Annotated in this window: 10 protein-coding genes; 9 read left to right on the top strand and 1 reads right to left on the bottom strand. The window is 70.9% G+C overall.

What is annotated here, in order from left to right; genetic code table 11:
- Nucleotides 1–609: 609 nt before the first annotated feature.
- From ACIBB8_RS29845 to ACIBB8_RS29835, 3 genes are all read left to right on the top strand, one after another.
- Nucleotides 610–1,608 (top strand): MBL fold metallo-hydrolase, encoded by a 999-nt coding sequence (locus ACIBB8_RS29845; protein ID WP_398957346.1) that lies wholly within the window; start codon nucleotides 610–612, stop codon nucleotides 1,606–1,608.
- Between the two features lie 183 nt (nucleotides 1,609–1,791).
- A complete protein-coding gene (locus ACIBB8_RS29840) occupies nucleotides 1,792–2,190 on the top strand; it encodes a cell division protein SepF (RefSeq protein ID WP_398957344.1) in 399 nt (132 codons plus the stop codon).
- 55 nt (nucleotides 2,191–2,245) lie between these two features.
- The gene (locus ACIBB8_RS29835; RefSeq protein ID WP_398957342.1) at nucleotides 2,246–3,475 is read left to right on the top strand and encodes an AAA family ATPase; all 1,230 of its coding nucleotides are present in this window, start codon (nucleotides 2,246–2,248) and stop codon (nucleotides 3,473–3,475) included.
- A gap of 49 nt (nucleotides 3,476–3,524) precedes the next feature.
- Here the strand turns inward: ACIBB8_RS29835 and ACIBB8_RS29830 are convergent, their stop codons facing one another.
- Nucleotides 3,525–4,733, bottom strand: a complete 1,209-nt coding sequence (locus ACIBB8_RS29830) for an RNA-guided endonuclease InsQ/TnpB family protein (protein ID WP_398957351.1) — start codon at nucleotides 4,731–4,733, stop codon at nucleotides 3,525–3,527.
- A gap of 142 nt (nucleotides 4,734–4,875) precedes the next feature.
- Here ACIBB8_RS29830 and ACIBB8_RS29825 point away from each other — a divergent pair, with 142 nt between their 5' ends.
- From ACIBB8_RS29825 to ACIBB8_RS29800, 6 genes are all read left to right on the top strand, one after another.
- Nucleotides 4,876–5,235 carry a nucleotide pyrophosphohydrolase gene (locus tag ACIBB8_RS29825; protein WP_398957340.1) on the top strand — a complete coding sequence of 120 codons (360 nt, stop codon included), beginning with the start codon at nucleotides 4,876–4,878 and terminating at the stop codon, nucleotides 5,233–5,235.
- A 124-nt stretch (nucleotides 5,236–5,359) separates the two neighbouring features.
- Complete coding sequence (locus ACIBB8_RS29820) at nucleotides 5,360–5,884, top strand: DUF6099 family protein (protein WP_398957349.1); 525 nt, start codon at nucleotides 5,360–5,362, stop codon at nucleotides 5,882–5,884.
- Between the two features lie 89 nt (nucleotides 5,885–5,973).
- The gene (locus ACIBB8_RS29815; RefSeq protein WP_398957338.1) at nucleotides 5,974–6,897 is read left to right on the top strand and encodes an LLM class F420-dependent oxidoreductase; all 924 of its coding nucleotides are present in this window, start codon (nucleotides 5,974–5,976) and stop codon (nucleotides 6,895–6,897) included.
- A 42-nt stretch (nucleotides 6,898–6,939) separates the two neighbouring features.
- On the top strand, nucleotides 6,940–7,917 hold the full coding sequence (mmuM, locus tag ACIBB8_RS29810; RefSeq protein ID WP_398957336.1) for a homocysteine S-methyltransferase: 978 nt from the start codon (nucleotides 6,940–6,942) through the stop codon (nucleotides 7,915–7,917).
- A gap of 53 nt (nucleotides 7,918–7,970) precedes the next feature.
- Nucleotides 7,971–9,449, top strand: a complete 1,479-nt coding sequence (locus ACIBB8_RS29805) for a 3' terminal RNA ribose 2'-O-methyltransferase Hen1 (protein ID WP_398957333.1) — start codon at nucleotides 7,971–7,973, stop codon at nucleotides 9,447–9,449.
- Complete coding sequence (locus tag ACIBB8_RS29800; RefSeq protein WP_398957331.1) at nucleotides 9,446–12,013, top strand: polynucleotide kinase-phosphatase; 2,568 nt, start codon at nucleotides 9,446–9,448, stop codon at nucleotides 12,011–12,013. The genes ACIBB8_RS29805 and ACIBB8_RS29800 overlap by 4 nt, the downstream gene beginning before the upstream one ends.
- The last annotated feature ends 70 nt before the right edge of the window (nucleotides 12,014–12,083 follow it).

Below are 12,083 nucleotides of genomic sequence, written 5' to 3'. Positions count from 1 at the left end.
CACATGACCTGCGACACCGCACGCCGATCGCACGCACCGACCGCCGCTGCGCCCGCGCTTCGCGCGGACGACGGGGAACTCAGAACAGGCCCTAGGGCGGAATCTGACCGGGAAGTGCCGGACAGGGCTTCGGCCCTGTCCGACGGGTTTCACTCGCACACTGTGTACCTCGCTCGCCCCAGTGCCACTCCTGGCAAGTTCAGCCCCGTCGCGCCGCCCGGCACGCCCGCATGCACCGGACGACGCTCCTCGTGGGGCAGACATCGCCGGTCACGGCACTGGGCCACGGTGCTTCGGGGCCTTCGGTGACAGCGCGCCCGGCGCCGTCGCCGGAAGTTTCTCTGTGTCTGTTTTCGGCCATGCTCGATGGGTAATCGGCGCATTGCTGTTTGGCGGCCGCCCGATCGGCCACGGCCGCGCAGCGTGACACCGTTGGGGGAAATGAAGCCGAACGTCCGGAAGGTGTCGTACGAGGATGTGGGTGCCCGGTCTCGTACCGTCACCGTCGCACCGCAATCGGTGCGAGCGGGCGGTGGGTTTGCGCCAAACAGATCCCTCGGTGGCCGAGTTCGAACGCGTTGCCGGATCACGGTCGGCATAATCGCGTCCATGTCGATCACGGGCGGAGACTTCGTCGAGCTGGGCCGGGACCTCTACGCATGGCTCCCGCCGAAACGGGGCTGGGGCCTCGCGAACTGCGGTCTCCTGACGTCATCGCGTGGCGCGATCTGGATCGACACCCCGTACGATCCCGTGCTCGCCGGCCAGTTCCTGGCGGAGTCCACGAAGCGGCTGCCCGACGGCGCCGCCATCGACCGGGTCATCGTCACCCACGCCAACGGGGACCATTTCTGGGGCGCGGGCGTACTTCCGGACGCGGAGATCATCGCGACCCGTGAGGCCCGGGAACACATTCACTACGAACCCACCCCGAAGCAGCAGCACGCCCTCGTCCAGGGCAGCGATCCGGCCACCGCGCTGGGTGAGTACCTCAAGCGCCACTTCGGCCCGTTCGACTGGTCACGGACCGAACCCGTGCAGCCGACCACGTACTTCACCGGCGAGCTCGAACTGACCCTGGGGGAGTACCCAGTCCAGGTGACGGCCCTGCCCCCCGCCCACACCACGGGCGACCTCATCGTGCACCTGCCCGCTCAGCGCACCGTGTTCAGCGGCGACGTCATCTTCGCCTCCACCCCGGAGCAGCCGGGCGACCACCCGGTGCACTGGGCGGGCCCCCTCTCCCAGGTGATCGCCGCCTGTGAACAGGTACTGGCCACCGGCGCCGAGACCATCGTCCCGGGCCACGGTCCGGTCCTCGACCCGGCCGGCGTGCGCGCACACATCGGCTACCTCGAGTACGTAAGGGAACGTGCCCACGCACTGCACGCGGCCGGGGTGCCCGCCCTGGAGGCGGCCCGCCGGGTGATCGCCGAGGGACGCCACCCCGAACTCGGCCTGGCCGAACGCCTCGTGGTGACGATCGGCAGCGAGTACCGGCAGCTCGACGGCTCCGAGCTGCCCAGTGTGCTTCAGGTGATGACCGATGTCGCCGTCGTCGCTCGAGAAGTGGAGCAGTCCCGTGGGGCGGCAGACCTCGAAGGGTGACACTCGGATTGTCCTCCCGCTCGACGGGACCGGCGACGCGGCGCTTTCGGCACCGCGGGCGGTGTCGATCAGCCGCTGACCCGTGTCGGTGGTACGCCGAACGGGTGAGGGGCGGGAGAATTGCCGGATGAACAGCGAGCGCAGCCGGCACAACGCCGACCGCAGCACAGACGGGGTGGTCCGGTGAGCAGGTACGACAGGTATGACGTCACGGACGAGCAGTGGGAAGGTCTGGCCCAGGTCGTACCGCTGCGCAGCCGCAACGAATGGCCGTCGCGGGTCGACCACCGCGAGGTCCCCGACGACCACGAGACCGCCGAACAGCGCCGCATGGTCGTGCTGCGCGTGCAGGTCTTCGCGGACGCGCGCGAGGTGGCCGAGTATCTGGTCGCACAGATTCCCGTGCTGCTCGATCTGACCAGCGCCGAGACCGATGTGGCCAAGCGGATCCTGGACTTCACCAGCGGTGTGGTCTTCGGGCTCGGCAGCGGAATGCACCGCGTCGACCGGAACGTGTTTCTTCTGTCGCCGGTCGGCATAGAGGTCGAGGGAGTCACGGCAGCGGGCATCCCCCGATCGTAGGAAGGTCGTGCGGGCGGAACGGTTCGCCGGTCGACGGCGTGCGTACGGTCCGCTCATGACTGCACGCTGCCCGGAAAACCCGTGGGCGACCCCAGGGGCATCAACCGCCCGAGAAGTCCGAACCGAGGCTGTCCGAACCGAGCCTCCCCGAACCGGGGCGGCCCGTTCCGCCGGCCCCGTCGTCACCGAACTGCGGCTCTCCGCCTTCGCCTCGCACCGTGGCGCCGTCCTCCCGGTGGGCCCGCTCACGCTGTTCACCGGGGCCGGTGGCAGTGGCAAGTCCAGCGCGCTGCGGGCGTACGAGGCGCTGGCCCGGCTGGGCGCGGGCGACCCGCTCGACGAGGTGTTCCCGGATCCGGCGGCGCACGTGCCCGAACGGGCCGGTCCCGACGCCCAGGGCCGTCGTGGCTTCCGGATCGGCTGCACGGTGACCGGCCCGGCAGGACCGGTCCGGCTCGACGTTGCCGTGCAGGCCGAGCCCGCCCTGCGGATCGTCGGCGAACGGCTGACCGGCGGCGGTGAGACGCTACTGACCACCGCGCTGCGCGACCCCAGGGGCTCGACGGTCCAGGCGGCCTGGCACACGGCCGGCACCGTCCCGGTGACCCGGGCGCCGCTGCCGGACGACCTGCTCGGCACGGCGCTGCTGCCGCTGAGGGTCGCTGGCACGACCGAGGGACAGTTACGGGTCCTTGCCGCCGCCGAACAGATGGTCGTGGCCCTGCGGTCCGTCTTTGTGTGTGAACCGCAGCCGCAGCGGATGCGGGCGCCGGTGCCCAGCGGGGAGGGCCGGCTGCGCCGGGACTGCGACAACCTCGCGGCGGTACTGGAACGGACACACACTCAGTGCGGACAGCGGCACGGCCGACTGGTTGCGGCGGCCGCTGCCGGATGCGCGGGGACGGTGAGGGGGCTGGGCATCGAGCGGCTCCCGGACGGGTTGCTGCGCGCCGTGGTGGAGCGCGACGGCGGGCACCTCACCCCGGTCGGGCGGCTCGGCGACGGCGAGTTGAGGTACCTGGCGCTCGCCCTGGTCCTGCTCACCGGCCCTGGCGTGCTGGCCATGGACGCCGCGGCGGAGGTGCCGTCGGCCATGCAGACACTCACCGTTCTGGTCGACGGGCTCGACCGGGACCTGGACGGACGACAGATGGCGGAACTGCTGGCCCTGGCCGCGTCGGTCGGCACGACCGGGCACCTCAGACTGGTGGGGACGGTCGCCGAGGCGGTCGCCGCACGGGCCCGCGGGACGGCCGGTGCGACGGTGGTAGACCTGGGACCTTGACTCCTCCCCTCGTGGGCGAGGGGGATTCCTGGCTCACTTCGCCTGACACCTAGCAGATGGCAGGGCTTACAAGATCAGCACTAGCCGGGTTGAGACCAGCCCGGACGAGCATCACGCGGGCGGAGTTCTTGTCCCTGGAGGACACCGCTCCGCACGCGGTGCACGTATACGTTCGTTCCGAGAGGGGGAGTGCGTGCTTGGCTCTCGCTCCGCACTGCGCGCAGTCCATGGTGGTGGGCGCGGGGTGGACAAGGTGCACGGCACGGCCGTGCTTGCGGCCCATCTCGATCAGGGCGCGCTTGGTCGCTCCGATCGCGGCGTCGGCCGCTTTACGGGCCATGGTGGACTTGGCGAGGAACTTCGGCCGGAAGTCCTCCACGGCAAGGGCGTCGTGGTCGCGGACCACGGTCTTGGCCCACTTGCGGGCGGTGTCCTGCCGCTGGGTGGCGACCTTCTTGCAGAGCTTGGCCCGCAGCTTCTTCGCATGCCGGTAGCCCTTCGATGCGGCCTGCCCCTTCTTCGGCTTGCGCCGGGCCATCATCCGGTCATAGCGGGTCAGCTTCGCCTGGGCCTTCTTGCCGTGCTGCGCGTGAGGCAAGTCATGGGTGGCGGAGCTGGTGGTCGCGGTCTCCTTCACACCCCAGTCGATGCCTATCACCCTGCCCGTGGCGGGCAGCGGCTCCCTCTCGGCCTCCACGACGAAGCCGGCGTACCAGTGCCCGACGGCATCGCGGTACACGCGCACGCTGGACGGGTCGGCCGGAAGATCCCGCGACCACACCACGGTCAGCACGATTCCGCCAGCCAGGTGCAGGCGGCCGTCCTTGATGCGGAAGCCGCGCCGCGTGTAGTTCAGGGTCGGCAGCGCCTCACGCTTCTTCTTCGGCCGGGGCATCCCCGCCCGCCGGCGCATCGGCAGCCGGGCCTTGATGTCCTTCTGCGCCTTGGCACGGGACTTCGCGAAGTCCCGGATGACCTGCTGCTGAGGAACCGAAGCCCCGTTGCGCAACCACGCCGTGGCGGCGCGGGCCTCGGTCAGCATCCGGTCGAGCTGCGCCGGGCCGCACGTCGCCTTCCCGCCCGTGGCCTTGTTGTGGGCGTGGACCTTGCGAGACACGGCCACGCACTCGTTCCACACCCACCGACACCGCGCCCACTCGGCACTCAAGGCCGTGCGGGCAGTGGACGACACACGCAGACGGAAGGTGTACCGGGCGTGCCCGGACCCCTCAGCCGTTTTCTGCGCCGTCGTCGTGATCGAGACCTTAAACCCGCCCACTGACAATCAACCGAAAGCGCAGGCCAGAGCAGATGTGCAGAGAACTCCGCCGCTTCGCAGCTCCGCTCCAAGGACCCATTCCTCCCCAGGCTGAAGCCCGAGGCATCCTGGGAGAAATCCAGTGAACGGACTCGACGTACAGACACTGCAGCGACGGCTCGCCGCGTTCGCGGCCGCCCGTGACTGGGAGCAGTACCACACCCCGAAGAACCTGGCGGCGGCGCTCAGCGTCGAGGCGTCCGAACTGGTCGAGATCTTCCAGTGGCTGACGCCGGAGCAGTCCGCGCGGGTGATGGAGGAGCCCGAGACGGCGCATCGGGTGGCGGACGAAGTCGCGGATGTGCTCGCGTATCTGCTGCAGTTCTGCGAGGTGCTGGGCATCGATGCGCTGGCGGCGCTGGCGGAGAAGATCGACAGGAACGAAGCGCGCTTCCCGGTTCCGAAGCCTCCGGAACCCCACGATCGTCACTCTTCGGAGTGATCGACTTCTTCACAGTCGACTTCGTGTCCACAGATTTCCGAAATCCACTGGCCTTTCGGTACCACTCCCCTCACTGTGGGTAATGGATGAGGTGAGCGGGTTTTCGTTCGGACGGGGGCGACGCATGGAAGCGGAGCGGCTCATAGAGGTAAGTCGGCGGGCTCTGGCGCAGAGCCGGGGCGCGCCGTCCATCATGGCGGAGGCGTGGCAGGTCCAGGCGCTGGCCCAGGCGATCGGCGAGCGACTGGCGGCCCATGGGCCGAAGGTGCTGCGGGGCGAGGCGCGGCGGCTCGGGGAGATCGGGGGAAGCGGCGGCGTGGCGCCGGACCATCCGGTGGTGCGGACCGGTACGGCGCGGGCCGCGCAGCTTGCCGAGATTGCCGATCCCCGGGCGGCCCTGACCGGTCTCGGCGCGCTGCTGGGGGAGATGGGGATGGCTCTCGTCGCGGTGGCCTGTGACACCGGCGAGGAGAGCCTCTACTGGCAGTGCATCGAGGCGATCGACGCGGCTGACGAGGCGCTGGACCGGGTGCACGGGATGCTCCGGCTCCTCGCCGAGCAGGACCGCGAGCAGAACCGGCAGCGGGAGCGGGACGGTGCGTACGGTGCGGTGCGCGGACCGGCGGGCTCGGCGGCGGGCCAGCCGTGACGGCGCGGGGTCGTCACGGCGGGCCTTCGGTGGGGCGGCGCGGGACGGGTGCGAGGAATGACCGGTGCTCGGAGGTGCAGGATGGAACCATGGATCTTCGAATCTTCACCGAGCCCCAGCAAGGGGCGAGCTACGACACCCTGCTCACCGTCGCCAAGGCCGCCGAGGACCTTGGGTTCGACGCGTTCTACCGCTCCGACCACTATCTCCGCATGGGGGCTGGCGACGGGTTGCCCGGCCCGACCGACGCGTGGATCACCCTGGCCGGGCTGGCGCGGGAGACCAAGCGGATCCGGCTCGGCACGCTGATGACGGCGGGGACCTTCCGGCTCCCGGGTGTCCTCGCTATCCAGGTCGCCCAGGTCGACCAGATGTCCGGCGGACGCGTCGAACTCGGTCTGGGGGCAGGCTGGTTCGAGGAGGAGCACAAGGCGTACGGCATTCCGTTCCCCAGGGAGAAGTTCGGCCGGCTGGAGGAGCAGCTGGCCATCGTCACCGGGCTGTGGGCGACCGGGATCGGCGAGAAGTTCAACTACGACGGCGCCTACTACCAGCTCACCGACTCACCCGCGCTGCCCAAGCCGGCACAGGCCAAGGTGCCGATCCTGATCGGCGGTCACGGCGTGACGCGTACACCGCGGCTGGCCGCGCAGTATGCGGACGAGTTCAACATTCCGTTCGCTTCGCTCGAGGACAGCCAGAAGCAGTTCGGCCGGGTCAGGGAAGCGGCGCAGGCGGCCGGGCGTGGCGCGGACGACCTGGTGTACTCCAACGCCCTGGTGGTCTGCGTCGGCAAGGACGACGCGGAGGTGGCCCGCCGGGCGTCGGTCATCGGGCGCGACGTGGAGGAGTTGAAGGCGAACGGGCTCGCGGGCTCGCCGGCCGAGGTGGTCGACAAGATCGGCCGGTACGGCGAGATCGGGGCGTCGAGGATCTACCTCCAGATCCTCGACCTGAACGATCAGGAGCACCTGGAGCTGATCTCCTCGCAGGTCCAGTCCCAGCTGAACTGACCAACGAAGCTGCAGGAGCAGCCACGACCGGAAGGAACACCTGTGCAACCCGCCCGCCCGCTGGCCGCCGCGCTCACCGAAGGAATCGTCCTCCTCGACGGCGGTCTCTCCAACCAACTGGAGGCGCAGGGCTGCGACCTGTCCGACGAACTGTGGTCGGCCCGGTTGCTGGTCGACGAGCCGCGGCAGATCGAGGCCGCCCACCGGGCGTATGTGCGGGCGGGTGCGCAGGTGCTCATCACTTCCGGCTACCAGGCGACGTACGAGGGGTTCGCGCGGCGGGGGATCGGCCGGGCCCGGGCGACGGAGCTCTTCGCCCGCAGCGTGGAGCTGGCCCGGCGGGCCGGTGCGGCGGCGGACCGCGAGGTCTGGGTCGCCGGTTCTGTCGGCCCGTACGGGGCGATGCTCGCGGACGGCAGCGAGTACCGCGGGCGGTACGGGCTCTCGGTCCGTGAGCTGGAGCGCTTCCACCGGCCCCGGATCGAGGCGCTGGCCGCCGCCGGCCCCGATGTGCTGGCGCTGGAGACGGTGCCGGACACGGACGAGGCGGAGGCGCTGCTGCGGGTGGTCGACGACTACGGGCTGCCGGTCTGGCTCTCCTACAGTGTGGCGGGCGACCGGACCCGGGCGGGGCAGCCGCTGGAGACGGCGTTCGGGCTCGCCGCCGGGCACGACCGGGTGGTGGCCGTGGGCGTGAACTGCTGCGATCCGGCGGACGCGGACCGGGCGGTGGTGACGGCGGCCGAGGTGACCGGGAAACCGGTCGTCGTCTACCCGAACAGCGGGGAGCGGTGGGGCGCCGAGGGCCGGGGGTGGACCGGTGGTGCCACGTTCGACCCCCGCCGGGTGCGGGGCTGGCAGGAGGCCGGCGCCCGGCTGGTCGGCGGCTGTTGCCGGGTCGGTCCCGGACCGATCGCGGAACTGGCTGGGCTGATTGCGGCGGGACGGACGGAGCGGGGGTCGGGGAGCGGGTCGGCGCGTGGCACGGACCGTGGGACGGGAGGAGCGACAGAACCGTAGACACGACGAAAATGCCTGGTGGGGGGCGAGTGATCCCGACCATACTCGGACGTGTGTTCCTGACCATCAGTACGACCGGCACTCCTGAGCGCCCCGCGACCGACCTCGGCTTCCTGCTGCACAAGCATCCCGAGAAGGCGCAGGCGTTCTCCACCTCCCATGGCACCGCGCATGTCTTCTATCCCGAGGCATCCGCCGAGCGCTGCACGGCCGCCCTGCTGCTGCAGGTGGATCCCGTGGCGCTCGTGCGCCGGGGCAAGGGGAAGGGCCGCGGCGGCGCCCCCGACGCGGCGCTCGCGCAGTACGTCAACGACCGGCCGTACGCGGCGTCCTCGCTGCTCTCCGTCGCGATGAGCACCGTCTTCAAGTCCGCGCTGAACGGCATGTGCCGAGCCCTGCCCGAGCGCGCGGCGGAGCCCCTGCCGCTCAGGATCGAGGTGCCCGCGCTCCCGGCGCGCGGTGGCGCGGAGCTCGTGACGAAACTCTTCGGTCCGCTCGGCTGGACGAGCGTGGACGCGGTGGCCGTACCGCTGGACGAGCAGTTCCCGGAGTGGGGCGACTCCCGGTACGTACGACTGGTGCTGGAGGGCGAGTTGCGGCTCGCGGACGCGCTGCGGCAGCTGTACATCCTGCTGCCGGTGCTCGACGACGCCAAGCACTACTGGGTCGCGCCCGACGAGGTGGACAAGCTGCTGCGGGCCGGTGACGGCTGGCTGGCCGGCCACCCGGAGCAGAAGCTGATCACCAGCCGGTATCTCTCCCGGCGCTGGGGGCTGACCCGGCAGGCGATGGAACGGCTCGAACTGGTACGGCTCGCTGAGCTGGACGACCTGGCGGTGGAGTCCGTCGACAACGCCGTGGACGAGACGACGGACACCGAGGAGAAGCCGGTGCCGCTCGCCGAGCAGCGGCGCGAAGCGATCCTGGAGGCGCTGCGGGCCGCCGGGGCGAGCCGGGTGCTGGACCTGGGCTGCGGACAGGGCCAGTTGGTGCAGGCACTGCTGAAGGACGTGCGCTTCACGGAGATCGTCGGCGTCGACGTCTCGATGCGCGCCCTGACCATCGCCTCGCGCCGGCTGAAGCTGGACCGGATGGGCGAGCGCCAAGCCGGCCGCGTCACGCTGCGGCAGGGCTCGCTCACGTACACCGACAAGCGGCTGGGCGGGTATGACGCGGCCGTGCTCAGCGAGGTCATCGAGCACCTCGACCTGCCGAGGCTGCCCGCGCTGGAGTACGCGGTGTTCGGCTCGGCCCGGCCGCAGACGGTGCTCGTGACGACGCCGAACGTGGAGTACAACGTCCGCTGGGAGAGTCTCCCCGCCGGACACGTGCGCCACGGCGACCACCGTTTCGAATGGACCAGGGCCGAGTTCCGGGGCTGGGCGCAGGAAGTGGCGCAGCGGCACGGATACGGAGTCGGCTTCGTGCCGGTGGGACCCGACGACCCCGAGGTGGGGCCGCCCACACAGATGGCCGTGTTCACGAAGACCGCCGAGGACGACACGAAGAAGAAGGAGGCGAAGGCAGCATGACCGACAACGACACCGAGAAGAGCACCGACGTGCACCGCACGCTGCCGGTGACCGACCTTTCCCTCGTCGTGCTCATCGGGGCCAGCGGTTCCGGTAAGTCCACGTTCGCGCGCAAGCACTTCAAGCCCACCGAGATCATCTCCTCGGACTTCTGCCGCGGCCTCGTCGCAGACGACGAGAACGACCAGAGCGCGAGCGGTGACGCCTTCGACGTCCTGCACTACATCGTGGGCAAGCGGCTCGCTGCGGGACGGCTGACCGTCGTCGATGCCACCAACGTCCAGGCCGAGAGCCGCAGACAGCTGGTGCAGCTGGCCCGGACCCACGACGTGCTGCCCATCGCGATCGTCCTCGACCTGCCCGAAGAGGTCTGCCAGGCGCGCAACGCCACCCGCCCGGACCGGGCCGACATGCCCCGCCATGTCGTCCAGCGCCACCGCCGCGAGCTGCGCCGTTCGCTGCGCGGCCTGGAGCGCGAGGGGTTCCGCAAGGTGCATGTCCTGCGCACCGAGGAGGAGGCCGACCACTCCGACGTGGTGCTGGAGCGCCGCTACAACGACCTGCGTCATCTCACCGGGCCGTTCGACATCATCGGTGACATCCACGGCTGCAGCTCCGAGCTGGAGACCCTGCTCGGCAAGCTCGGTTACGCCGACGGCGCGCACCCGGAAGGGCGCACGGCGGTCTTCGTCGGCGACCTCGTCGACCGCGGCCCCGACAGCCCCGGCGTGCTGCGCCGCGTCATGTCCATGGTGGCGGCGGGGAACGCCCTGTGTGTGCCGGGGAACCACGAGAACAAGCTCGGCCGCTACCTCAAGGGCCGCCAGGTCCAGCACACCCATGGGCTCGCCGAGACCATCGATCAGCTGGACCGTGAGGACGCCAGGGACCCGGCCTTCCGTGAGCAGGTACGGGAGTTCATCGACGGGCTCGTCAGCCACTACGTGCTGGACGAGGGGAAGCTGGTCGTCTGCCATGCCGGGCTGCCCGAGAAGTACCACGGGCGCACGTCCGGACGAGTCCGCTCGCACGCGCTGTACGGGGACACCACAGGCGAGACCGACGAGTTCGGCCTGCCCGTGCGCTACCCGTGGGCGGAGGAGTACCGCGGCCGTGCCGCCGTGGTCTACGGCCACACCCCGGTGCCCAGCACCTCCTGGGTCAACAACACCCTCTGCCTGGACACGGGCGCGGTTTTCGGCGGGAAGATGACCGCGCTGCGCTGGCCGGAGCGCGAACTCGTCGACGTACCGGCCGAGAAGGTCTGGTACGAGCCCGCGAAGCCGCTCGTCACCGAGGCACCCGGGGGCCGCGAGGGGCGTCCGCTCGACCTGGCCGATGTGCAGGGCCGACGGATCGTGGAGACCCGGCACATGGGCCGCATCTCGGTGCGCGAGGAGAACGCCGCGGCGGCGCTCGAAGTGATGAGCCGGTTCGCCGTCGACCCGCGGCTGCTCGGCTACCTCCCGCCGACGATGGCGCCCACCGCGGCCTCCCACGAGGAGGGTTTCCTGGAGCACCCCGCCGAGGCCTTCGCGCAGTACCGGGCCGACGGGGTCGCCCAGGTCGTGTGCGAGGAGAAGCACATGGGCTCGCGGGCGGTGGCCCTGGTCTGCCGTGACGCGGACGCGGCCCGCGAGCGGTTCGGGGTCGACGGCCCGACCGGGGCGCTGCACACCCGCACCGGACGGCCGTTCCTCGACGACGCCGCCGTGACCGAGGAGGTCCTCGGCAGACTGCGCACCGCCGTCGCCGCCGCAGGACTCTGGGAGGAGTGGGACACCGACTGGGTGCTGCTCGACGCCGAGCTGATGCCCTGGTCCCTCAAGGCGGGCGGGCTGCTGCGCTCGCAGTACGCGGCGGTCGGCGCCGCGTCCGGTGCCGTACTCCCCGAGGTTGACGCGGCACTTGCGGCAGCGGCGGTCCGCGGGGTGGACGTCGCCGACCTGGCCGCCCGTCAGCGGGACCGGACGGTCGACGCCGCGGCGTTCAGGGAGGCCTACCGGCGCTACTGCTGGTCCACCGAGGGCCTGGACGGAGTGCGGATCGCCCCGTTCCAGATCCTCGCCGTGCAGGGGCGCTCACTGGCCTCCGTACCGCATGACGAGCAGCTGGCCTGGGTGGACCGGCTGGTGGAGCACGACCCCACCGGCCTGCTCCAGGTCACCCGTCGGCTCGTCGTGGACACCGGCGACGAGGCGTCGGTCCGCGCCGGTACCGACTGGTGGCTGGAGATGACCGGTCGTGGCGGCGAAGGCATGGTGGTGAAGCCCCTTGCCGCGCTCGTGCGGGACGAGAAGGGCAGGCTGGTCCAGCCGGGCATCAAGGTGCGGGGCCGGGAGTACCTCCGGATCATCTACGGCCCCGAGTACACGCGTCCGGAAAATCTGGAGCGGCTGCGCTCCCGGTTCCTGGGCCACAAGCGGTCGCTGGCGCTCCGTGAGTACGCGCTGGGTCTCGAGGCCCTGGACCGGCTGGCCGAGGGCGAGTCGCTGTGGCGGGTCCACGAGGCGGTGTTCGCGGTGCTCGCCCTGGAGTCGGAGCCCGTCGACCCAAGGCTCTGACCGCAGCCGGACCGCGCCGGAACGCGACGCCGGAACGCGACGCCGGACCCGGCAGCGGATTCGGTGGCGA

This window comes from Streptomyces sp. NPDC051286 (assembly GCF_044455345.1).
GTDB lineage: Bacteria > Actinomycetota > Actinomycetes > Streptomycetales > Streptomycetaceae > Streptomyces.
Note: the sequence above shows the minus strand (reverse complement) of the source record. Positions and strands in the feature narration are given on the sequence as shown.

What these genes read in the sequence shown, in the direction of transcription:
- ACIBB8_RS29835 (WP_398957342.1), top strand. Translation starts at nt 2,246, where the DNA reads ATGACTGCACGCTGCCCGGAAAACCCGTGGGCGACCCCAGGGGCATCA.
- ACIBB8_RS29820 (WP_398957349.1), top strand. Translation starts at nt 5,360, where the DNA reads ATGGAAGCGGAGCGGCTCATAGAGGTAAGTCGGCGGGCTCTGGCGCAG.
- ACIBB8_RS29845 (WP_398957346.1), top strand. Translation starts at nt 610, where the DNA reads ATGTCGATCACGGGCGGAGACTTCGTCGAGCTGGGCCGGGACCTCTAC.
- ACIBB8_RS29815 (WP_398957338.1), top strand. Translation starts at nt 5,974, where the DNA reads ATGGATCTTCGAATCTTCACCGAGCCCCAGCAAGGGGCGAGCTACGAC.
- ACIBB8_RS29800 (WP_398957331.1), top strand. Translation starts at nt 9,446, where the DNA reads ATGACCGACAACGACACCGAGAAGAGCACCGACGTGCACCGCACGCTG.